This window comes from Limnohabitans sp. 2KL-51 (assembly GCF_003063645.1).
GTDB lineage: Bacteria > Pseudomonadota > Gammaproteobacteria > Burkholderiales > Burkholderiaceae_C > Limnohabitans_A.
Genome location: NZ_NESJ01000012.1, coordinates 145611 through 167920, shown reverse-complemented (window position 1 = coordinate 167920; position 22310 = coordinate 145611). Strand labels below are relative to the sequence as shown.

15 protein-coding genes and 5 pseudogenes are annotated in these 22310 nt (G+C 58.4%); 14 read left to right on the top strand and 6 right to left on the bottom strand.

From position 1 onward, the window contains the following. Window positions 1-109 precede the first annotated feature (109 nt). The 4 genes and pseudogenes from aceE to B9Z49_RS14105 all read left to right on the top strand — a co-directional run bounded on the left by aceE (window position 110) and on the right by B9Z49_RS14105 (window position 8134). Window positions 110-2839: a pyruvate dehydrogenase (acetyl-transferring), homodimeric type gene (gene aceE / locus B9Z49_RS14120; protein WP_108354065.1), complete on the top strand. Its 2730-nt coding sequence runs from the start codon at window positions 110-112 to the stop codon at window positions 2837-2839. Window positions 2840-2854: 15 nt separating this feature from the next. Beyond that, on the top strand, window positions 2855-4522 hold the full coding sequence (gene aceF / locus B9Z49_RS14115; protein WP_108354064.1) for a dihydrolipoyllysine-residue acetyltransferase: 1668 nt from the start codon (window positions 2855-2857) through the stop codon (window positions 4520-4522). Window positions 4523-4579: 57 nt separating this feature from the next. Beyond that, the gene (lpdA, locus tag B9Z49_RS14110; protein WP_108354063.1) at window positions 4580-6427 is read left to right on the top strand and encodes a dihydrolipoyl dehydrogenase; all 1848 of its coding nucleotides are present in this window, start codon (window positions 4580-4582) and stop codon (window positions 6425-6427) included. A 108-nt stretch (window positions 6428-6535) separates the two neighbouring features. Beyond that, window positions 6536-8134, top strand: a pseudogene (locus B9Z49_RS14105) (IS91 family transposase). Window positions 8135-8314: 180 nt separating this feature from the next. Here the strand turns inward: B9Z49_RS14105 and B9Z49_RS14100 are convergent. From B9Z49_RS14100 to B9Z49_RS14090, 3 genes are all read right to left on the bottom strand, one after another. Beyond that, on the bottom strand, window positions 8315-8839 hold the full coding sequence (locus B9Z49_RS14100; protein ID WP_233254634.1) for an intradiol ring-cleavage dioxygenase: 525 nt from the start codon (window positions 8837-8839) through the stop codon (window positions 8315-8317). A gap of 184 nt (window positions 8840-9023) precedes the next feature. Further along, a complete protein-coding gene (locus B9Z49_RS14095) occupies window positions 9024-9818 on the bottom strand; it encodes a 3-methyl-2-oxobutanoate hydroxymethyltransferase (RefSeq protein WP_108354062.1) in 795 nt (264 codons plus the stop codon). Between the two features lie 2 nt (window positions 9819-9820). Beyond that, entirely contained in the window at window positions 9821-10822 is a 1002-nt protein-coding gene (locus tag B9Z49_RS14090; RefSeq protein WP_108354086.1) for a sterol desaturase family protein, read from the bottom strand. 99 nt (window positions 10823-10921) lie between these two features. On the opposite strand from B9Z49_RS14090, the gene B9Z49_RS14085 reads away from it, so the two are divergent. The 6 genes and pseudogenes from B9Z49_RS14085 (at window position 10922) to B9Z49_RS14060 (ending at window position 16221) form a co-directional block, all read left to right on the top strand. Further along, entirely contained in the window at window positions 10922-11845 is a 924-nt protein-coding gene (locus B9Z49_RS14085) for a LysR family transcriptional regulator (RefSeq protein WP_108354061.1), read from the top strand. A 344-nt stretch (window positions 11846-12189) separates the two neighbouring features. After that, window positions 12190-12849, top strand: a pseudogene (locus B9Z49_RS14080) (transposase); the annotation flags it as partial. A 187-nt stretch (window positions 12850-13036) separates the two neighbouring features. Then, window positions 13037-13648, top strand: a pseudogene (locus B9Z49_RS14075) (FAD-dependent oxidoreductase); the annotation flags it as partial. 568 nt (window positions 13649-14216) lie between these two features. After that, window positions 14217-14561: an STAS domain-containing protein gene (locus B9Z49_RS14070; RefSeq protein ID WP_108354060.1), complete on the top strand. Its 345-nt coding sequence runs from the start codon at window positions 14217-14219 to the stop codon at window positions 14559-14561. Between the two features lie 8 nt (window positions 14562-14569). Then, window positions 14570-15016: an ATP-binding protein gene (locus B9Z49_RS14065; protein ID WP_108354059.1), complete on the top strand. Its 447-nt coding sequence runs from the start codon at window positions 14570-14572 to the stop codon at window positions 15014-15016. Window positions 15017-15039: 23 nt separating this feature from the next. Next, window positions 15040-16221: a PP2C family protein-serine/threonine phosphatase gene (locus B9Z49_RS14060; protein ID WP_158273505.1), complete on the top strand. Its 1182-nt coding sequence runs from the start codon at window positions 15040-15042 to the stop codon at window positions 16219-16221. 681 nt (window positions 16222-16902) lie between these two features. On the opposite strand, the gene B9Z49_RS14055 is transcribed toward B9Z49_RS14060, so the two are convergent. Continuing rightward, the gene (locus B9Z49_RS14055) at window positions 16903-17172 is read right to left on the bottom strand and encodes an ATP-binding protein (RefSeq protein WP_108354057.1); all 270 of its coding nucleotides are present in this window, start codon (window positions 17170-17172) and stop codon (window positions 16903-16905) included. Window positions 17173-17260: 88 nt separating this feature from the next. On the opposite strand from B9Z49_RS14055, the pseudogene B9Z49_RS14050 reads away from it, so the two are divergent. Next, a pseudogene (locus B9Z49_RS14050) lies at window positions 17261-17458 on the top strand (dihydrolipoyl dehydrogenase); the annotation flags it as partial. Between the two features lie 76 nt (window positions 17459-17534). Here the strand turns inward: B9Z49_RS14050 and B9Z49_RS14045 are convergent. Together B9Z49_RS14045 and B9Z49_RS22570 are read right to left on the bottom strand one after the other, a co-directional pair. Then, on the bottom strand, window positions 17535-18266 hold the full coding sequence (locus B9Z49_RS14045) for a LysR substrate-binding domain-containing protein (RefSeq protein WP_233254633.1): 732 nt from the start codon (window positions 18264-18266) through the stop codon (window positions 17535-17537). Window positions 18267-18314: 48 nt separating this feature from the next. Further along, window positions 18315-18494, bottom strand: a pseudogene (locus tag B9Z49_RS22570) (LysR family transcriptional regulator); the annotation flags it as partial. Between the two features lie 92 nt (window positions 18495-18586). On the opposite strand from B9Z49_RS22570, the gene B9Z49_RS14040 reads away from it, so the two are divergent. Genes B9Z49_RS14040 through B9Z49_RS14030 form a run of 3 tightly spaced genes read left to right on the top strand, consistent with a single transcriptional unit; the run spans window position 18587 to window position 22045 of the window. Continuing rightward, complete coding sequence (locus B9Z49_RS14040) at window positions 18587-20104, top strand: sulfatase (protein WP_108354055.1); 1518 nt, start codon at window positions 18587-18589, stop codon at window positions 20102-20104. Window positions 20105-20135: 31 nt separating this feature from the next. Continuing rightward, on the top strand, window positions 20136-21095 hold the full coding sequence (locus B9Z49_RS14035) for a tripartite tricarboxylate transporter substrate binding protein (RefSeq protein WP_108354054.1): 960 nt from the start codon (window positions 20136-20138) through the stop codon (window positions 21093-21095). Further along, window positions 21053-22045, top strand: a complete 993-nt coding sequence (locus B9Z49_RS14030) for a hypothetical protein (RefSeq protein ID WP_108354053.1) — start codon at window positions 21053-21055, stop codon at window positions 22043-22045. The genes B9Z49_RS14035 and B9Z49_RS14030 overlap by 43 nt, the downstream gene beginning before the upstream one ends. Window positions 22046-22310: the final 265 nt, after the last annotated feature.

Sequence of the window (22310 nt, the reverse complement as noted above, 5' to 3'; positions counted from 1 at the left end):
CTACAATAATTTCATAATGCAAAACATGTATGCACTATTTGAAATTATTTCGGAATCGTGGGAAAATTCAGGCATTATTTAACCTAGACACCCATTTCAGGAGACAAACATGACAGCGGCAACACCAGAACAATCGGGCCGTGACCAGGACGCCCAGGAGACGCGTGAATGGATGGACGCCCTGTCCGCCGTGATTGAAAAAGCGGGTCCCGCGCGCGCGCACTTTTTGCTAGAGGAGTTGCTGGAAGAAGCCCGCCAGCACAGCATCGATTTGCCGTTTTCGGCCACCACGGGCTACGTCAATACCATTGAGCCGCAAGAAGAGGAGCGCTCGCCCGGCAACCTTGAAATCGAAGAGCGCCTGCGCGCCTACATGCGCTGGAACGCCATGGCCATGGTCGTCAAGGCCAACCGCCACAATCCCGAAGACGGCGGTGATTTGGGTGGCCACATTGGCTCGTTTGCCTCTTTGGCCAGTTTGTTTGGTGCGGGTTTCAACCATTTCTGGCACGCTGAGAGCGCCGAGCCTGGCAAAGAACACGGTGGTGATTGCCTCTACATCCAAGGCCACGTATCGCCTGGCGTCTATGCCCGCGCCTACCTTGAAGGCCGCTTGACCGAAGAGCAGTTGCTCAACTTCCGCCAAGAGGTCGACGGCAAGGGTTTGTCCAGCTACCCGCACCCCAAGCTGATGCCCGAGTTTTGGCAGTTCCCCACGGTGTCCATGGGCTTGGGACCTTTGATGGCGATTTACCAAGCGCGCTTTTTGAAGTACCTGCACGCCCGTGGCATTGCCAACACCGAAAACCGCAAGGTCTGGGTGTTCTGCGGCGACGGCGAAATGGACGAGGTCGAATCTTTGGGCGCCATCGGTTTGGCTGCCCGTGAGAACCTCGACAACCTGGTCTTCGTGGTCAACTGCAATTTGCAGCGCTTGGACGGCCCGGTGCGAGGCAACGGCAAGATCGTGCAAGAGCTTGAAGGCGAGTTCCGAGGCTCGGGCTGGAATGTCATCAAGCTGCTGTGGGGCTCGGGTTGGGACCCTTTGCTGGCCCGCGACAAAGAGGGTGCGCTCAAGAAAATCATGATGGACACGCTGGACGGCGACTACCAGGCCATGAAAGCCAATGACGGCGCCTATGTGCGCAAACATTTCTTTGGTCGCGATCCACGCACCCTGGAAATGGTCTCCAAGATGTCTGACGAAGAAATCTTTGATCTTCGCCGCGGCGGACATGACTCCAAAAAGGTCTATGCCGCTTTCCACAAAGCTGTGAATCACACAGGCCAGCCGACCGTGCTGTTGATCAAGACCGTCAAAGGTTTTGGCATGGGCAAAGCCGGCGAGGGCAAGAACAACGTGCACCAGACCAAGAAGCTGTCGGACGAGGACATCAAAGCCTTCCGTGACCGTTTCAACATCCCGGTGCCTGACAGCGAGTTGTCCAAGATTCCGTTTTACAAGCCTGCGGACGACACCCCGGAAATGAAGTATCTGCACGAGCGCCGCAAGGCCCTGGGCGGCTACTTGCCCCATCGCCGCACCCACAGCGATGAGAGTTTCACAGTCCCGTCACTCGATACATTCAAGTCCGTCATGGAGCCCACTGCCGCAGGCCGTGAAATCTCCACGACCCAAGCGTATGTGCGCTTCTTGACGCAACTGCTGCGCGACCAGGCCCTAGGCCCGCGCGTGGTGCCTATTTTGGTGGACGAGGCCCGCACCTTCGGTATGGAGGGCCTGTTCCGCCAGATCGGTATTTACAACCCCGCAGGCCAGCAGTACACCCCGGTCGACAAAGACCAGGTTATGTACTACAAGGAAGACAAGGCCGGTCAAATCTTGCAAGAAGGCATCAACGAAGCCGGCGGCATGTCGAGCTGGATTGCTGCGGCCACCAGCTACTCCACCAGCAACCGCATCATGGTGCCGTTCTACGTGTATTACTCGATGTTCGGCTTCCAGCGCATTGGCGATTTGGCCTGGGCGGCGGGCGACATGCAGGCGCGTGGCTTCTTGCTGGGCGGCACATCGGGCCGCACCACTTTGAACGGTGAAGGCTTGCAGCACGAAGACGGTCACAGCCACATCATGGCCAACACCATCCCCAACTGCGTGTCGTATGACCCCACCTTTGCACACGAAGTCGGCGTCATCCTGCACCATGGCTTGAAGCGCATGGTCGAGAAGCAAGACAACGTGTTTTATTACATCACCCTGCTGAACGAAAACTACGCCATGCCTGGCCTCACACCCGGCACCGAAGAGCAAATCATCAAGGGCATGTATTTGTGCAAGCCCGGTGTGGCTTCAAGTGGCACCTCCGGCGCGGGCGAAAAACGCGTGCAATTGCTGGGTTCGGGCACCATCCTGCGCGAATCGATTGCCGCCCAAACCTTGCTGGCGACCGACTGGGGCATCCAGGCCGACGTGTGGAGCTGCCCAAGCTTCAACGAACTGACCCGCGACGGCCAAGACGCTGAGCGTCACAACATGCTGCACCCGATGGAAACACCTCGTGTTTCTTACGTTGGCCAACAGCTGGCAGCTCACAGCGGCCCCGTGGTTGCTTCTACCGACTACATGAAGGCCTATGCCGAGCAGATCCGTCCTTTCATTCCGAAAGACCGCACCTACAAAGTGCTGGGCACCGACGGCTTTGGCCGCTCTGATTTCCGAAGCAAGTTGCGCGAGCACTTCGAGGTCAACCGCCACTACATCGTGGTTGCCGCCCTCAAAGCGTTGAGCGAAGACGGCGCAGTGCCCGTCAGCCAAGTGGCTGAGGCGATCAAAAAGTACGGCATTAAAACCGACAAGATCAACCCCTTGTACGCATAAAAACTGGAGACGAACATGGCATTGGTAGAAGTTCAAGTCCCGGACATCGGGGATTTCGATGAAGTGACGGTCATTGAGTTGATGGTCAAAGTGGGTGACACCGTGAAGGCCGAGCAATCGCTGATCACGGTGGAGTCGGACAAGGCCTCGATGGAAATCCCGTCGAGCACGGCTGGCGTCGTCAAAGAAATGCGCGTGGCGCTGGGTGACAAGGTCAAACAAGGCTCGGTTGTGCTGGTGGTGGAAGCTGCTGGCGCTGCAGCGGCACCAGCTGCCGCGCCTGTCGCCGCTGCATCCCCTGCGCCTTTGGCTGCACCCGTGGTTGCCGCAGCGCCTGCTGCATCAGGACCTGTGCAAGTGCATGTGCCCAACATTGGCGACTTCAAAGACGTGGCTGTCATCGAAGTCATGGTCAAGCCTGGCGACACCATCAAGGCCGAGCAATCGCTGATCACCGTAGAGTCCGACAAGGCCTCGATGGAAATCCCGTCCTCACACGCTGGCGTGCTCAAAGAGCTCAAAGTCAAAGTGGGTGATACGGTCAACATCGGTGACCTGTTGGCCATTCTGGAAGGCACCGTGGCGGTTGCTGCGCCTGTGGCGGCAGCGGTTGCTGCTGCACCAGCAGCGGCTGTGGCTGCGGCACCCGCTGCCTCGCCAGCCCCTGTGGCATCAGCCGCCGCTGCCGTGGCAGCGCCTGCCCACGCCCCGGGTGGAAGCACCGCGGGTTTGCCACACGCGTCGCCATCGGTGCGCAAGTTCGCCCGCGAGCTGGGTGTGCCTCTCGCAGAAGTCAAAGGCTCTGGCCTCAAAGGCCGGATCACCGAGGCCGATGTGCAAGCCTTCACCCAGGCCGTCATGTCGGGTGCTGCCCAAACCAAGGCGCAAGCGGCCAAAGCCCCAGCGGCTTCTGGCGGTGGCGGCGCAGCTTTGGGCCTGATTCCCTGGCCCAAGGTCGACTTTGCCAAGTTCGGCCCTATTGAGCGCAAGGAAATGGGCCGCATCAAGAAGATCAGCGGTGCCAATCTGCTCCGCAACGCCATCATGATTCCGGCCGTCACCAACCACGACGATGCCGACATCACCGACCTCGAAGCTTTCCGCGTCTCTACCAACCTAGAGAACGAAAAGGCGGCGAAATCTGGAATTAACGCAAGCGTTAAGGTCACCATGCTGGCTTTCCTGATCAAGGCCTGCGTGGCCGCGCTCAAGAAATACCCCGAGTTCAACAGCTCGCTCGACGGCGATGCCATCGTCTACAAAAACTACTGGCACATCGGCTTTGCAGCCGACACACCCAACGGTTTGATGGTTCCCGTGATCCGCGATTGCGACAAAAAAGGCGTGCTGCAAATCAGCCAAGAAATGGGCGAATTGGCCAAGAAGGCGCGAGAAGGCAAACTTGGCCCCGCAGAAATGACCGGCGCGACCTTCACCATCTCCAGCCTCGGCGGTATTGGTGGCAAGTACTTCACGCCCATCATCAACGCGCCCGAAGTAGCCATTTTGGGCGTGTGCAAGAGCACCATGGAACCCGTCTGGGACGGCAAGCAATTTGTACCCCGCCTGATGCTGCCTTTGTCTTTGACGTGGGACCACCGCGTCATCGATGGCGCCGCAGCGGCACGCTTCAACGCGTTCCTGGGTCAAATCCTCAGCGACTTCCGTCGGGTATTACTCTAATCCTTGGGGGCGGACCCAAGCGCAGCTTTGCTCGGCCCCCAACCTCTTGAGAAGAACATGGCACTCATAGATATTCAAGTCCCCGACATTGGCGACTTCGACGAAGTCACCGTGATCGAGTTGATGGTCAAGGTGGGCGACACCGTCAAATCTGACCAAAGTCTGATCACCGTGGAGAGCGACAAAGCCTCCATGGAAATTCCTTGCAGCCACGGCGGCGTGGTCAAGGAACTCAAGGTCAAGATTGGCGACAAGGTCAAACAAGGCTCGGTGGTGTTGGTGCTGGAAGGCGAGGGCGCTGCTGCGGCCCCGGCTGCTGCCCCCGCACCCGTCATTGCGAGCGAAGCGCGGCAATCCAGCCCACAAGCCCCAGCTGCAGCCCCAACCGTTGCAGCCCCCGTGGTTTCGGGCTTCGGCGGCTCTGCCGACATCGAGTGCGATGTGCTCGTCTTGGGTGGTGGCCCTGGCGGTTACTCGGCTGCGTTCCGTGCTGCTGACCTCGGCTTGAACGTGGTCATCGTTGAGCGCTACGCCACTTTGGGTGGCGTGTGTTTGAACGTGGGTTGCATCCCCTCCAAAGCGCTGCTGCACGTCGCGGCCGTCATGGACGAAGTCAGCCACATGGCCGACCTCGGTGTTGACTTTGGCAAACCGGTGGTCAACATCGACAAGCTGCGCGGTCACAAAGAAAAAGTCATTGGCAAACTCACTGGCGGCCTGGCTGCCATGGCCAAGATGCGCAAGGTGACTACCGTGCGCGGCTTGGGCCAATTCTTGGGTGCGAATCACCTCGAAGTGTCGGAGACCACCGGCACTGCACAAGAACAAAACGGCAGCAAAAAAGTGATTGTCTTTAAGAAGGCCATCATCGCTGCAGGTTCGCAAGCCGTGCGTTTGCCTTTCATGCCGAACGATCCACGCGTGGTCGACAGCACCGGTGCTTTGGAACTCAAAGAAGTGCCCAAGCGCATGTTGATTTTGGGCGGCGGCATCATCGGTTTGGAAATGGGCACGGTTTACAGCACGCTGGGCGCACGCCTCGATGTGGTGGAAATGATGGACGGCCTGATGCAAGGCGCCGACCGCGACCTGGTCAAGATCTGGCAAAAGATGAACGCCAAGCGCTTTGACAACATCATGCTCAAGACCAAGACCGTGTCGGCACGCGCCTTGCCCGAAGGCATTGAAGTCACGTTCGAGAGCGCCGAGCCCGGTGGCACCGCCCCCGCACCGCAGGTGTACGACCTGGTGCTGCAAGCCGTGGGCCGCACGCCCAACGGCAAAAAACTCGCCGCTGACAAAGCTGGCGTGGCAGTGACGGAGCGCGGCTTCATCAACGTCGACATCCAGATGCGCACCAACGTGCCGCACATCTTTGCGATTGGCGACATCGTGGGCCAGCCCATGTTGGCGCACAAGGCGGTGCACGAAGCCCACGTGGCGGCCGAAGTCATTGCGGGCGAACTACAAGGTAACAAAGAACTTGCTGCGGCGGCGTTCAACGCACGCGTCATCCCAAGCGTCGCCTACACCGACCCCGAAGTGGCCTGGGTGGGCCTGACCGAAGACCAGGCCAAAGCCCAAGGCATCAAGGTGAAAAAGGGCTTGTTCCCTTGGACAGCATCAGGCCGTGCCATTGCCAATGGCCGCGACGAAGGCGTGACCAAACTGCTGTTTGACGACAGCCCCGAAGCCCACGGCCACGGCAAGATCTTGGGCGGTGGCATGGTCGGCACACATGCAGGCGACATGATTGGCGAGATCGCTCTGGCCATCGAGATGGGCGCAGACGCCGTGGACATCGGCAAAACCATCCACCCACACCCCACGCTGGGCGAAAGCATCGGCATGGCGGCGGAGGTGGCGCATGGGAGTTGTACCGACGTGCCGCCAGCGAAGAAGTAAGCCGGCCAGCAAGCACCCCAAACAAAGCCCGAACCGGCAACGGTTTGGGCTTTGTGCTTTGCGCGCCCAAACAATCGCCGCAGAATACTGTGTATTTGCACAGTATTCATGCCGACCACATCCAAACCCAAGCTCTACAACCCGCGCCACCCCGAACGCACGCTGTTCTACCAAACGGTGGCCGAGCACCACGAGACCTGGCTTGATCTGGCCAGCGCGGGTCAGTTTGACGGGCAGGGCGACCACCACAGCCCCAAGCCATATGTGCGCCAAGCGTTCGAGAAGTATCTGGAATGCGGCATCTTCGCGCATGGCTTTGCCCGCGCACGCTGTGGTGACAGTGGGCATGACTTCCTGGTAGCCTTCTCCTGCAAAGGCAGGGGTTTCTGCCCTTCGTGCAACACGCGGCGCATGGCCGAAACGGCGGCACACCTTACCGACCACGTCTTCCCGCGCCTGCCGGTGCGCCAGTGGGTGTTGTCAGTGCCCAAGCGGTTGCGGTATTTAATGCAGCGCGACAGCGCGGTGCTGGGCATGGTGCTAAGTATCTTCCTGCGGGTCATTGCGCAAAGCCTATTTGTCAACTGTCCTGGTGCGGCGAGCGTGGTCAAGGTTGCGCTGCACATCGGCGCAGTCGCCTTCATTCACCGCTTCGGCTCCAGCCTGAACGAGCATGTGCACTTTCACGTTTGCGTGGTCGATGGCGTGTTTGAGGAAGTGGCGGGCGAGGGCGGTGTTGACGCTCAAGCCCGTGCCCAAGCCTGTGCGCCGGGCGTCATCTTCCACCCGGCCACGGGGGTGGATGCGGATGCCGTGGCCCAGGTGCAGGCCACCTTGCGCAAACGCATCCTGCGCGCCTTCGTCGCAAGGGGACTGCTGGAGGATTTCGAGGCTAAATAAATGCTGGCCTACCGCCACAGCGGTTTCTCGGTAGACACCAGCGTTTGCATAGCAGCGCACGACCGCGCGGGCCTGGAGCGGCTGCTGAGGTACTGCGCGCGCCCGCCGTTTGCGATGGAGCGGCTGCGCAAAGCGGGCGGCGAGTTGGTCTACCGCTGCGCCAAACAGCACAGTGAGCCGGGCAGCGGCCAGCGAGACAAGCGCAGTGCAAAAGGTAAAACAGGCGAAGAACTGCACCTCACGCCACTGGAGTTGATCGAGCGCATTGCCGCGCTCATTCCTCCCCCGCGCACCCACCGCCACCGCTACTTTGGCGTGCTGGCACCCCATTCGCCGCACAGGGCTGCTGTCACGGAGATGGCGCAGAGCGCAGCGGCGCAACCTACGCAACTGGCACAGGTGCAGGCCGAGCCAGCCAGCACGGATGCAGGCGAGGGCGCACTTGGGGCAGGCAACCCACGCCCAACCCAGGCCGAGCCGACCCAGCCGGTGCCACCCAAGCGCTCGGCGCACTATCTGTGGGCGGTGCTGATGGCCCGCATCTACGAGGTGTTCCCTCTGGTATGCCCGATCTGTGGCGGTCAGATGCGCATCATCGCCTTCATCACGCACAGCGCCGACATCCGGCACATCTTGGAACACATCGGGGTGGAGACAGAGCCGCCGCGCATCACACCCGCACGCGGGCCGCCGCTGTGGGACGGGTGCGAGGCGCAGATAGGCGAGGGTGTCGACGTCGCGTCAGATTGGGACGATGTGGCCCTAGTGGCACCGGACTTCGAGGCCGATCAGCGCGTCAGTTGGTGAGGGAAGGCAACAGCGGTTTGGCCAACGCTGCGGGGCAGGGCTGCGGCTGGCAATGCTGATAAGGGAGGCATGTCGGACAGTCTCGGCTTGCGGGCCCTCATAGATGGCTCGAAACGACCTGGCTCAGTGGCGTGGTGACCCCCAGGTGGTGCTATATTTAAGCTCGTGCGGTTGAATTTCCTATCCACCACAGGTGATCTCGCCGAAGCTCGCATGGCGAACTTTCAGGTGGATGTGCGGGGTGCGGCCGGCATACGGAGCGGGGCGGATGGTGCGGAAAGCCACCGTGCCCTGGGCGCCGGCGCGCGCTTCGCCGTAGCCCTGGAAGCCTTCGTCCACCTCGGCCGGCTGGGCGCCGTCGCGCGGGTGCCGGTAGCGGCCCCAGTTGTCGCATTGCCAGATCTCCACCACGGCGCCGTCCAGCGCGCGGCCGCGCGTGTCGCGCACTTGCAGTTCCAGGCCCAGCGGCTCGCCTTCGGCCACGCGCTCACGCCCGCCGCGCGTCACGCGGGTCAGGTCGGTGTCCCAGTCACCCGCAAACGGCCCGCGTGCACGCCAGGCTGGTTGCGGATAGAACGGCCCTTCGGTCATGGGGGGCAAGGGCGTGGCGTTGCCGGCAGCCCGCACCACGTGGGGCGCGGCCACGGCGGCGGCTGCGCTCAGCAGCAGGGTGCGGCGGTGCAGGCGGGTTGGGGCGAAGGACATGCGGGGAATTGAAGCATCTGCGGGCTGTCCCGCAAGGCGGGAGGGTCAGGGGCCTCACCGGTGCCGCCGCAACCCTTCTTCCTGACCAACCAACTTCTGGTGGAGCCATGCTGGTTCATGTAACTCACAGCCAATCTCACCACCGGTCTGCAGGGATTGGCCTGCTCAGGCTGCGTCGAGTTTTTCAAGCGAGCTTTTCTAACGCTGCCTTAAATTCATCAAATTCATCATCCTTCATCGCAACCAAGTGGCGGGTCTCAGGGAATGCCCCTTTTTGAATGTCAGCGATGTATTCACGATAGGCCGCAACGCGTTCGGACTGCAGCCTGTCGCGCTCGCCTGCAAAATCCCGATAGGCTTTTGCGTGTCGAGGAAAGTGGCCACGATTTTCACCCAAAATATCTGCCGAAAACAAATATTGCACATCACAACCAGCGCCTGATCCAAGCGAAATGGTAAGCAGGCTTGAGCGTCGGGTTATATAAGCCGCCAGGTTTGCTGGGATGACTTCCATCTCGACGGCGAAAGCACCGGCGCTCTCGAAATCGCGGACCTCTTGCCAAAGCATTAGCGCTTGTTCTTTTGTCTTGCCCACGGCACGAAAGCCACCCGTCCAGGTAGCCTTAGGTGGAACCAGGCCAACGTGAGCGATAACAGGCACACCCTCTCGCGCCAGCACTTCGACAACTTGTGGGCTCATGGCACAGTAGATCGACTGTGTGCCATATTGCATTGCTTGCATTGCCGCGCGAAGCGCCTCGGTAGAGCAAGCATGGTCGCCCCATTGGAGGCCGAATTGAAAGTGGGTTTCAGGAACGGCCTTGGGAAGGTGTCGGTTTTCCGGACGAAACGCCGTCCCTATCATGTCCATCCCGGCTTGCGCGGCAGCCAACGCCTGCTCCTCGGATGTGATCTGCACAAAGCAGATCTGGCGAACTCCCTTCAACGCGCGTAGGTCGCGAACCGTTAGCGCTGCCATCGTTACGACTCCATGATCATCCGTTTGCGACTTTCTTTAATTCGCTCGCTCGACTCGATCGTGCCGTCGTGGAATGACCCGAAAAGCTTGTCCCACGGAACTTCCAGTCCGCCATAGTTACATTCAAAGTAACGGTGGTGCATCTGGTGGTGAAACGTCCCAAGCTTCAGTCGCCTGCGGCCTTTCACCACCAGCCCCTCAAATCCGGTATGGGTCGTTGCGGCTGTCAGCACGTAGTATTGCAGGTGATAGAGGATATGGATCGGGTTGGCGGGCACGATGAAGTGAATCAGCGCCGAGCCGTAGTAAATAATATGCTCGACCGGATGCATAGAATTGCCAGACCAGGGACCGACGTTGATATTTCTGTGATGCAGTGAATGCACGCGTTTGTAGAGTGGTGGCCAGTGTAGGGCGCGATGTATCCAGTAGAAATAGAAACTTTCCCACAGCGGCACGAGCAGGAACAGTAATACAAACCAAACCGGGTTTTCGTTCCATGTCAGCACCGGCGCCCAGCCATTTGCCATCGCCCAGAACATCAAAACCTCATAGCAGGTCCATACCGTTACACCGCTTGCCAAGGACCAGAAAACGTTGTCGCGAATCTGTCCGCCCAGGGTGAACTGCTTGCCTTTCACCATCAGGGGCCGGGGATCAAACTTCAGGTGCTTGCCCTGAGCGTTCCAGCGATAGAAATAGACGTGCAGACCGCCCGCAACCACCGTCAGCAGCAGGATGTTGCGCAGCCAGATCTGCGCGACCCAGCCTAGCTCAAGGTGCTTCGCGACCTCCAGCGAGGGCTGGGTCCAGATGAGGGTCGCAAAGGCGATGCCGACGATGATCAGCCGTTCAGAGATGAAAAACCAACTGCCCCAAATCCAGCGCAAGATCGCAATGGGTTGCAGAGGCCACTGAAACAATGGCGATACCGCCAAGGGCACCTTTGTGGTGTAGTTCCAGCCTGGCAACGAGGGTTGGTGGTCTTCGGAATCGGTGATCATCATGTCTTCTATTGGTTGATTTTTTATCTTGACATGGGTGACAAACATAGAAAAGCAGTATTATGAGATCATAAACCTCTAAATTTCCGAGGATTCGCGATGGACCTGTCGCTTCGCGCCATGCGCTATGTGCGCGCTGCCATGCGCCTAGGCAGCATTACGGCGGCTGCGGAAGAGTTGCATGTTGCAGCTTCTGCCGTAGGGGTCGCGTTGGACCAGGCGGAAGCCGCCTTTGGTTTGACCTTGGTGACGCGCGCACGGTCAAAGGGCATTTCGCCCACTACAGCCGGACGCGATGTTCTGCAAAGGATCGAAGACCTTTTGGAGCGCTATGAGGCAATGGTCGCCAGAAGTGTTGAGCTGCGCTCCGGGCTCAGTGGACTGCTGAGGATTGGCTACTATGCCCCCATCGCCCCCGCTTTTTTGCCGCAAGTCCTTGAACCGCTGATATCTGCCAACCCAACCCTGAAAGTGGCACTTGACGAGTGTGGCAACCCCGAGACCCAGGCCGGTTTGCTTCAAGGAGCCTATGACGTCATTCTGTTTGTCGCCGACGATCCGGTGCCTCAAATCGAGGTGACCCGCCTGATCCATGCACCAATCTATTGCCTTTGCGCTGCCACACATCCCTTTGCGCAACGAGAAAGCGTGACATTACTCGAGGTCGCAGCAGAGCCCCTTGTCATTCTGAACCGTCCGGTTGTCACAACCTATTACCGCGAGCTGCTGGAACGAGCGGGCCAAACGTTGAATGTGGTTGCGACTGCAACGTCTACCGAGATGGTTCGATCTTTGGTCGGATGCGGTTTGGGCTGTGCAGTCTTGAACATGCGCCCCCACATTCAACGAAGCTACGCAGGCGATGACTTGGTCTGCCTACCGATTTCCGGCGAGGCGTCTGGCCTGACGCTTTGTTTGGGGACCATCCCAGGCCCATCACGCCGAGCTATTCGCGCGTTTTCAGAGGCCTGTGCTAGCTATTTTTCCAGTTACACCAGCGGTGGCCTGGTTGTCGCAAGGTAAGTTTGTCCGCACTCATTGCTCCTCCTATCGCATTGTTAATGGGGTTTCATTGCCAATAACAGCGACCAGAACTTCACTTCCAGACGACCGGTCAGCGCTGGGGGCGCGCGCATGAGGTCAAAGGTCTGACGTGCAAGCATGCCACCCGCTAGTGGGCCCTCAGCGCTGTGTACGCCCGTGCCAGCTCCTGGACGCCGGCATCGATCAGGTTGCCGGGTATGGCGGCGTAGCCCAGGCGCAGGTAGCACTGCGTTGCCACCGATGATTTCCTGAAGAAGATGTCGCCGGGCTCGACGAGCACGCTGCGCGCCGCGCAGGCTTCGGTCAGCGCCAGCGAGTTCAGGCTCTACCGCTGCGCCAAACAGCACAGTGAGCCGGGCAGCGGCCAGCGAGACAAGCGCAGTGCAAAAGGTAAAACAGGCGAAGAACTGCACCTCACGCCACTGGAGTTGATCGAGCGCATTGCCGCGCTCATTCCTCCCCCGCGCACCCACCGCCACCGCTACTTTGGCGTGCTGGCACCCCATTCGCCGCACAGGGCTGCTGTCACGGAGATGGCGCAGAGCGCAGCGGCGCAACCTACGCAACTGGCACAGGTGCAGGCCGAGCCAGCCAGCACGGATGCAGGCGAGGGCGCACTTGGGGCAGGCAACCCACGCCCAACCCAGGCCGAGCCGACCCAGCCGGTGCCACCCAAGCGCTCGGCGCACTATCTGTGGGCGGTGCTGATGGCCCGCATCTACGAGGTGTTCCCTCTGGTATGCCCGATCTGTGGCGGTCAGATGCGCATCATCGCCTTCATCACGCACAGCGCCGACATCCGGCACATCTTGGAACACATCGGGGTGGAGACAGAGCCGCCGCGCATCACACCCGCACGCGGGCCGCCGCTGTGGGACGGGTGCGAGGCGCAGATAGGCGAGGGTGTCGACGTCGCGTCAGATTGGGACGATGTGGCCCTAGTGGCACCGGACTTCGAGGCCGATCAGCGCGTCAGTTGGTGAGGGAAGGCAACAGCGGTTTGGCCAACGCTGCGGGGCAGGGCTGCGGCTGGCAATGCTGATAAGGGAGGCATGTCGGACAGTCTCGGCTTGCGGGCCCTCATAGATGGCTCGAAACGACCTGGCTCAGTGGCGTGGTGACCCCCAGGTGGTGCTATATTTAAGCTCGTGCGGTTGAATTTCCTATCCACTGGCGGTGACCGAGCGTGGCTTCATCAACGTCGACATTCAAATGCGCACCAACGTGCCGCACATCTTCGCCATTGGCGACATCGTGGGCCAGCCCATGTTGGCGCACAAAGCGGTGCACGAAGCCCACGTGGCGGCTGAAGTGATTGCGGGCGAACTGATGCAAGGCAACGAAGAGTAGGCCCAACAACTCAGGTCCTCGGCGTTCAACGCACGCGTCATCCCCAGCGTGGCCTACACCGACCCCGAAGTGGCCTGGGTGGGCCTGACCGAAGACCAGGCCAAAGCGCAAGGTATCAAGGTGAAAAAGGGCTTGTTCCCTTGGACAGCATCAGGCCGCGCCATTGCCAATGGCCGCGACGAAGGCGTGACCAAACTGCTGTTTGACGACAGCCCCGAAGCCCACGGCCACGGCAAGATCTTGGGCGGCGGCATGGTGGGCACGCACGCGGGCGACATGATTGGCGAAATCGCTCTGGCCATCGAGATGGGCGCAGACGCTGTGGACATTGGCAAAACCATTCACCCACACCCCACGCTGGGCGAAAGCATCGGCATGGCGGCGGAGGTGGCGCATGGGAGTTGTACCGACGTGCCGCCTGCGCGGAAGTAAACCCACCTGCAACCAGAACAGAGAGCCCGAACTGACAACGGTTCGGGCTTTTTGCTGTCTGCGGCTCGGCAATATTGGTCGCGAGATCAGTGGCTGAGACGGCGGCGCACCTTGCCGATCATGACTGCGTTACTTCATGCAGCGTGACGGGCCAGTGCTCGACCGTGCCGCCCTGGAGCGCCTGCTGCGGTATTGTGCCTATCCACCCTTGCCTTGGATAGGCTACGCTACGCAAAGAGGGTGCAGAGCTGGTATAACGCTGCGCCAAACAGCAGCCGCAGCCCCGACACAACCACCCGCGGCGCAGGCCGAGGCGGGGTCGATTCAGAACCTGCGCATATGGATTCCAGCGTGCGATACTTGGCCTCATGCGGTTGAAATCCCTATCCGTTCTTGGAATTTTCGGGAAGAAACACCGCTTCCAAGCCAAGAACACCACGCCATTTGATGAGGAAATCGTCGCACTACCATCAAGTGTTTGAGTTTGTCACAAAACTTTCATTGACAGTGCTTAAACTGACCGGTGGTTGCCATCCGGCCGGCATACTTTTCTACAGATCGAAGCCATATGTCCATTGAATTTGAAGACCTCAACGACGGCTTGCGCCGGATCAAACTGTCGGGTCGACTCGACATTGCCGGCACGGAGTCCATCTCCATCAAGTTCACCAATCTGGCTTCTGCGGTTGCGCGGCGCGTGGTGGTGGATCTGACTGCGGTGAGCTTCCTGGCGTCCATTGGCATTCGTGAACTGATCACGAATGCCAAGGCGCAGCAGCAGCGTGGCGGACGCGTGGTGCTGCTCGTCGGCGATAACGTTCTCGTGGCCAAGACACTGGAGGTCACCGGTATCGATGCGCTGATCCCCATGTTTGCCAATGCCGCTGAGGCAGATCAGGCCGCATTGGCCTGAGTGTCGCGATGCCGAGCAGCACGCGCCATCCGGTTGCCGAATTGACCATCGCGGGCAGCGAGCAGCATTTTCGGCAGGCTTCGCGGTGGCTCTCCGAGTCGGGTGCCGTGGCGGGTGTACCCGAATCAGAGATCCAGCGACTGGACCTCTGTCTGAACGAAGCGCTGGCCAACATTACCAGCCACGGCAAGCACGAACCAGAGCCCATTCAAATCTGCCTGGACACAGCCTGTGAAGACCAAGTCTGTGAGGCAAGCGTGACGATATCTGACGCCGGCAGCGCCTTTGACGCCTCCAGCGCCGTGGAAAGAACCCGACCATCGAGCTTGGCGGAGGCCGAGCCCGGTGGATTGGGCCTGGTCATGCTGCGCAGTTTTTCCGATCGATTGAGCTATCGCCGTAGCGCTGGGCGAAACCACTTGTGCTTCACCGTGCGCTGGAGCCCGAACAATTGATGGACACGAGGACTGTCGCCACCTTGGCAAGCGATCTCGCGGGCATTGCGCTGTTTCACAGGACCGATGCGAGTCTGATCCTCGCGGCGATAGGTGGTTGTGAAGTATTGCAATTGCCAGCGGGCACCGTCCTGTTCAAGGCCGGTGAAATCAACCATAACGTTTACATTCCCCTGTCCGGCTCCATGGTCGTCCATCTGGACGCAAAAATGAGTGCCGAGGCGACAATTTCCATCGCCGTGGGCGAGTGCGTGGGCGAACTGTCGGCCATTGACGGCAAGCCGACGTCCGGGTCGGTGCTGGCCCAGACGGCGGCGCGCGTACTGAAGATCCCTCAGGACATCTTCTGGAACCAACTGATGACACTGCCCGGCGTGGCAGCGAGCTTCATGGGCTTGCTCAGCGAGCGCGTGCGCCGCACCACCGCACAGGCGCTTAAGGCGCAGGCAGAACAAATCGAGCTCAAGCATTTACGCAAGGAACTCTCGCTGGCACGTCAACTTCAGAGCAGCATGCTGCCAGCCCAGGGCCCGATGTTTGCAGGCCGCCAGGACGTTGAGGTTTGCGGTTTTATGGAGCCTGCATCGCACGTCGGTGGAGACCTGTTTGATGCCTTCTTCGTGCGCGAGCATCAGCTATTTTTTTGCATCGGTGATGTGTCGGGTCACGGCATCGCGTCGGCCCTCTTCATGGCGCGAGCCGTCGGACTGCTGCGCATATTGGCGACGAACTGCAATGAGCCTGACGTGCTGCTCAAGGAATTGAACGAACGCTTGTGCGTCAACAACGACACCAATCTGTTCCTCACGATGTTCTGTGGTTTCCTCGACATCGAGACCTGGCAACTGGACTATTCAAATGGGGGGCATTGCCCACCCATCCTGCTGTCTGGCGGGCAGGTCGAGGACCTGCCAATACCAAAAGGTCCATTGATCGGTGCGTTCCCAGGCGCCAGATTTCTGCGCATGACACGGGCGCTGGGCATCAACGACGTCCTGTGCTGCTATACCGACGGTGTCACCGAAGCGCAGAACACTGAGGACGAGGAGTTTTCGGAAGTGCGCTGCCGACACCTGCTGGGTCAGGCCGCCGATCTGCCCTTGCAAGCTGTAATTGACGGCGTGCGCCGCCAGGTCGCCGAATTCACAGGGACCGAGGTGCTGGACGACGACTTCACCATGCTGGCCTTGAAGCGAACGGCCTGAGTGCTAAAGACAGCTTGAGCCATTCAAGTTTCAAGCCGCACACAGATGAAATGCCGGCGGCTTCCAATCACTCGCTCGTTTTCAACCCTGAAAAACCAACCTATTGATCCTGCGTTGAAACGGGTCGAGCGTCGTTAATCAGGTGTTGAGACAGGGCTTTAACACGATGAAAAAACCAAAGCCTGGCTCCTGGTTAAAAAGCGCAATCAACTTTTCCCCGCTGATTCGGTACATTTCACATGTCTTCATTACAAATGGCAGATGGGGTACGTATTGGGGCTTGACCTAGACCCGGGCCAAAGCGCAAGGCATTAAGCTGAAAAAGGGCATGTTCCCTTGGGCCGTCTCAGGCCGCGCCATCGCCAACGGCCGCTTTGATGCCTTGACCAAACTGCTGTTTGACGATTCACCCGAGCCCCCAGGCTGATCAAAGCGTCGCTTACGTAGGAGGTCCATCGGTTTTCATCGTGCACCAAGGGGGCTGCGCCGGGGTAGCCGCCATAAAAGATGAACTGCTCCAGGCTAAAGCTAAAGGCGTCGCGCATTTCGGCGAAGCGCCAGTGGCCCAGGCGGGTGATCTCAAAACGCCCGGCCATGCTTTCGCTCAAGCCCCGCGCGATAAGCAACGGCGCAGAGCCGAGGATGACCACACGTACATCGCGACCCGCGGCGGTGTCTTCGTCACACAGGCGTTTGACTTCTTCGGTCCACTTGCCATTGGGTACCCAGCCTGACTTGGCCTTGCAGACCGGGGCCATCGGCACTGGCACTGTGCTGGGCTTTGAGGATGGTGCTTGGCTTGTCTTGAGTGTCCCGTTGCAAGCGCTCCAGTGCCTGGCGCACCAGTGTGGTTTTTCCCACTTGGTGTGGGCCAGCGACCACCTGTAGAAACAGACGCGGCTCTTTGAGTCGGGCAACCAGAGGTGCAAGTGCTTCGCGTTCGATGGTCATTTTGATTTGCTCAATGTATTGAGTAATTTAAATTCCGTCCAAGCACGCTGGTCAAGAACAAGACCGTGTCAGCACGCGCCTTGCCTGCAAGATCCTCGGCGTTGGCATGGTGGGCACGCACGCGGGCGACATGATGGGCGAGATTGCGCTGGCGATTCAGAGGGGCGCAGACGCTGTGGACATCAGCAAGACGATCAATCCGCACCCCACACTGGGCGAAAGCATTGGCACGGCGGCGGAGGTGGCGCACGGCAGTTGCACGGACTTGCCGCCTAGCAAGAAGTAAGCGCTTTCAGTGACTGGAACACCAAAGGTCAGGACGAAAAACTGTCCGGGCTTTTTGCCGATTACGAGCGGGCCAATCATGTCAGAAATTCTTCAACTTCAGGTTCTCTCAAGGTCAACAACTCCACACCCTCCTGAAGTTGAAAATGACCTGCTTGTAACTGTGCAATGAACAGGCGCAAAAATGCGCGGGCACATGGCATCAGATCGCGCGCAGTAGAGCGTGAGATTTGAATGGCGCGATGAAAATCGCCAAAATCCAATGCCCTGTGTGTGGTTTGGGTATGGGTCGAGGACTGACAACTCAAGCTGGGTAAAAACGTCATCCCCAAACCTGCTGCGATCATGCCCACCAAGGTGGATTGCTGATCGACTTCGATCAGCGGCACAGGACTTTGAATCTTGTCGAGCAGGGGGTTGACCATGTCTCTGATAGCTCCACGACGCATCACGATGAACTGTTGACGCTGCAAATCTTTTAAGTGAATTTGTGGTTGTTGTGCCAACGGGGCTGAGCTGCAACCGACCCACCGCAAACGGTCTTTCAGTATGGGCAAGTTCTTGAAGCTGTCGCCTTTTTGAGCATTCGAAAAAATAGCGAAATCGCCTTCACCCGATTGCATCAATAAGCGCAGTTGGGGGTCGGCATGGTCATGCACTTGAATCTCGACCTCTGGATGCAAGTCGCCATACGATTTCACCACCATTGGAAGCAGCAGATGCGCGACAGAGGGGATGCTGAGCACGCTCACACTGCCGTGCTGGCCATTTGCCCACTGTCGTGTGTTGTGCAGCAAGCGTTTGTTCATTTCCAGCACCCGCTGTGCATCCCTGAAAAACACGACACCCGCGGGTGTCAGTTGGAGGGAGCGGGTGGTGCGCGTCATGAGTTTGACGCCAGCGATGGTTTCTAAGTTAGCAATGGCCTGACTGAATGCCGGTTGACCCATGTGCAACTCACGGGCCGCTTTGACCATGGAGCCGGTTTCGATGGCGCTGACAAAGGCTTGTAAATGCCGGGGGTTAAAGTAATTCATTTAAATCGAATAATTCTTCATAAAAATCGATTTGTAGCATGGATTGAAGTTGATTAGCATGGACCACAAGTTGCCCCTGAGACCCATTGCCCATGAAAACTGTTTTCGTTTTGTTTGACTCGCTCAATCGCAAAGCCTTGAGTTGCTATGGCGGCAAAGACATCGCCACACCCAATTTCCAACGCTTGGCCGGCCGTTCTGTGGTGTTTGACAACCATTACGTGGGCAGCTTGCCATGCATGCCCGCGCGGCGTGACTTGCACACGGGTCGACTGAACTTTTTACACCGGGGGTGGGGGCCGCTGGAGCCGTTTGACCATTCTTTTGCAGCGTTGCTGCACAAACACAATGTCTACAGCCATTTGATTTCAGACCACTTCCATTACTGGGGAGATGGCGGTGCCACGTACCACAACCGGTACGACACCTACGACTTCATTCGTGGTCAAGAAGGTGACCCTTGGAAAGCGATGGTGGATCCGCCATGGAAACGCTTCAAAGAGATGTATCACCCTGTTCAGTATTCAGAGCAGCGGCGCAACAAGTTGTCGCGCAACATGATCAACCGCGAACACATCAAGGAATACCCGGACTTCCCATCGGTCAGGTGCTTTGATTCCGGCTTGGATTTTCTCAACACCAACCAAAGCGCAGACCAATGGTTGTTGCACCTGGAAACGTTTGATCCGCATGAGCCTTTCCACGCACCCAAAGAGTTTCGGCAAGCTTTTTCCACAAATTACAAGGGTCCCACACTGGACTGGCCGCCTTATGCGCGCGTGACCGAGACCTTTGATGAATGCGAAGAGTTGCGCGCCAACTACGCCGCCATCATCGCGCTGTGTGACCACGAGTTGGGGCGTTTATTGGACCATTTTGATGCCCATGATTTGTGGAAAGACACGGCCTTGATCGTCACCACTGATCACGGATTTTTGTTGGGTGAGCACGATTGGTGGGCGAAAAACATCATGCCTTGCTACGACGAAGTGGCGCATATTCCGTTGTTCATTCATCACCCCAAGCATGTGGCGCAAGCTGGCACCCGAAGGCAATTGCTCACCCAAACCATGGACATCATGCCCACGCTGATGGACATTTATGGTGCACCGTTACCACCCGAGGTGTCAGCCCATTCTTTGCTACCCGCCTTGGCTGACGCGCAGTTGAGCAACCGTGAAGCCTGTATTTACGGGGTTTTTGGCAGCGCTGTGAATGTGACCGACGGGCGATACACCAGCTTCATTTATCCGCCCGATGTGCATGGGGGCAATTTGAATCAGTACACCTTGATGCCCATGCACATGAAAGAGTTTTTCAGCATTGACGAGTTGCAGCAAGCGCAACTGGTGCCTTCAATGCCCTTTTCGAGGGCCGCTCCGGTGATGAAAATCCCTGCGACGCCCAAATCGCCTTTCTACAACCACCAAGGGCCTGGCACCTTGAAAGACACCGTCTCTGCGGTGTTTGATTTGCAAACAGATCCTTTGCAAAAAACACCGTTGACGGACCCCCTCATCCAAGCGCGGATGCACCAATTGGCGATAGAACAAATGAAAATTCAACATGCACCGGCTGAATATTTCGAGCGGCTTGCGCTGGCCGCGTGACCTCTTTACTCAACTTGAAAAGGACTGAACGATGAAATTCCTGACGGCGTTTTTAATTTTGATGAGCCCAATTTTCGGGGCTTGGTCGCAAACCGACTTCCCCAACAAACCGATCACTTTGGTTGTGGCCACCCCAGCAGGTGGTGCCACAGATAAAACCGTACGTTTGCTGGCCAAGCAGTTGCAACTCAAGTGGAAGAACGGCGTGGTGGTTGAAAACAGGGTTGGCGCTTCAGGCAATATTGCCTCAGCTTATGTGGCCAAAGCCAACCCTGACGGCTACACCTTGCTGGTGTCTGCCGGGCCATTTGGCATCAATCCCAGCCTGTTCAAAACCTTGCCTTTTGACACCAAAAAGGACTTTGTACCCGTTGCACAGATTTCCAGCTTTGCCAGCGTGCTGTTGGTGCACGAATCCTTTCCAGCCAGATCATTGAATGACTTCATTGCCGTGGCCAAAAACCCCAAAGATCCGCTGGCTTATGCCTCAGCGGGCAGCGGCACCGCGCAACATTTGGGTGTGGAGCTGTTGAAAAGCAAGCTCAAATTGAACCTTAACCACATTCCTTACAAGGGCGGCGCACCCGCCATGAACGACTTGCTGGCGGGTCACGTCAAAGTCATGTTGGCAGGCATGGGCGATGCCAGCCCCCATCTGAACTCGGGCAGGGTCTTTCCACTGGTCACCACAGGAAAGACCCGCTCAGCTTTGTTGCCCAACATCCCAACCCTGCAAGAGTTAGGGATTTTGGACTTTGACGCCTCCGGCTGGTGCGGCTTGCACGCCCCCGCTGGAACACCCGCTGAACTCATCAACAAGATCAACCAAGATGTCATGGCCGCATTGGCCGATCCAGCCGTGCGTCAAGGCATGGCGGCTATGGATGTTGAGCCTCGGCCCACCACGGTCCCAGAGTTCAGGCAGTTCATGGACAGTCAGTTCGTCAAATGGAAAGAGGCTGTCGAATTCTCTGGCGCCAAAGCAGATTGAGCCATTTGCGCATGCCGCCTTTGGCCGTTTGCCCCACGGTTCGCATTCAGGCGGGTCATTACGTTGCAGAAATTTCGCCGTCCGCTGGAGGGCGCCTGCTTTCCTTGACTTACACAGACGGTCAACCGCCTATCGATTGCATCGTGCCTTGGCGCAGCGAAGAGCCCTTTCACCCGCATGACTGGCCCAAAGCGGGCGCTTTTGTGATGTTGCCCTTCACCAACCGACTGGCGCCAGCGCAGTTCATGTGGCTTGGCAAAGACATCACACTCGACAACGCTTCACCGACCCAGCAGGGATTGCACGGCTTTGGACATCGCCGACCTTGGCAACTGATGCAGACCACCAGCAGCAGCGCAGAACTGCACATGGGGCACGTTGGCGCAGATGCCGAATGGCCGTGGTCATTTGAGGCCCGCTTGGTGTACCAGCTCAGTGAGGGGGAATTGACTGTTCAAGTTTCCGTCTGCAACACCTCTGCAGAGGCCATGCCCTTGAGCTTGGGTTGGCACCCTTTTTTGCCCTACGCAGCGGCAACACCCAAAACAACTGAGGCATGGCGCGTTCACGCACAACGACAACACGTGATTGGATTGGACGGTTTAGGCCGTGCTGAAGCTGGAATGCCCCAAGGTCCGATGCAAACCTTTCCCTTGCCTTTAGAGCAAGCAGGCACCGTTGCCTATGAGAATTACTCCGGCCAAATCAAGCTGCCATTGAACCGGGACTGGCAATTGGCGCTTCGCAGCCAACATGCATCTCATTTGCTGATTCACACCCCATTGGGGTTCAGCCATGTTTGCGTGGAGCCGATCAACGCATTGCCTGGCGCTTTGCTTTACACAGCGACTGCACAAAAGCTGCTCAGCCTGGCGCCGGGCGAGAGCCGCTCCTTGGTTTGCACCTTGGGCTTGGAGGTCGCCTCTGAAACGAGCAATAGATCCGCTTGACAACCCGCCATTTTTAAATCGGCTTTGTCCCGTGCAAATGACTCGTTTTTTGAATACGACATGATGGGCGAGATCGTTCTGGCGATTGAGAACGGCGCAGACGCCGTGGATATCGGAAAAACCATCCACTCCCAGACCACGCTGGGAGCATCTGCATAGCGGTGGAGGAGGCTCATGGCAGCTGCACGGATTTGCCACCCGCTAAAAAGTTGACCTGTTTAAAGGTCAACTGCGCTTGGCCTGCGTTTGCGAGTGAGCGGCTGCG

Coding starts and splice junctions, on each gene's coding strand:
- aceE (WP_108354065.1), top strand. CDS start 110: ATGACAGCGGCAACACCAGAACAATCGGGCCGTGACCAGGACGCCCAG.
- aceF (WP_108354064.1), top strand. CDS start 2,855: ATGGCATTGGTAGAAGTTCAAGTCCCGGACATCGGGGATTTCGATGAA.
- B9Z49_RS14035 (WP_108354054.1), top strand. CDS start 20,136: ATGAAATTCCTGACGGCGTTTTTAATTTTGATGAGCCCAATTTTCGGG.
- B9Z49_RS14030 (WP_108354053.1), top strand. CDS start 21,053: ATGGAAAGAGGCTGTCGAATTCTCTGGCGCCAAAGCAGATTGAGCCAT.
- B9Z49_RS14090 (WP_108354086.1), bottom strand. CDS start 10,822: ATGATCACCGATTCCGAAGACCACCAACCCTCGTTGCCAGGCTGGAAC.
- B9Z49_RS14085 (WP_108354061.1), top strand. CDS start 10,922: ATGGACCTGTCGCTTCGCGCCATGCGCTATGTGCGCGCTGCCATGCGC.
- B9Z49_RS14065 (WP_108354059.1), top strand. CDS start 14,570: ATGCCGAGCAGCACGCGCCATCCGGTTGCCGAATTGACCATCGCGGGC.
- B9Z49_RS14055 (WP_108354057.1), bottom strand. CDS start 17,172: ATGACCATCGAACGCGAAGCACTTGCACCTCTGGTTGCCCGACTCAAA.
- B9Z49_RS14095 (WP_108354062.1), bottom strand. CDS start 9,818: ATGGCAGCGCTAACGGTTCGCGACCTACGCGCGTTGAAGGGAGTTCGC.
- B9Z49_RS14045 (WP_233254633.1), bottom strand. CDS start 18,266: ATGAACAAACGCTTGCTGCACAACACACGACAGTGGGCAAATGGCCAG.
- B9Z49_RS14070 (WP_108354060.1), top strand. CDS start 14,217: ATGTCCATTGAATTTGAAGACCTCAACGACGGCTTGCGCCGGATCAAA.
- B9Z49_RS14040 (WP_108354055.1), top strand. CDS start 18,587: ATGAAAACTGTTTTCGTTTTGTTTGACTCGCTCAATCGCAAAGCCTTG.
- B9Z49_RS14100 (WP_233254634.1), bottom strand. CDS start 8,839: ATGTCCTTCGCCCCAACCCGCCTGCACCGCCGCACCCTGCTGCTGAGC.
- lpdA (WP_108354063.1), top strand. CDS start 4,580: ATGGCACTCATAGATATTCAAGTCCCCGACATTGGCGACTTCGACGAA.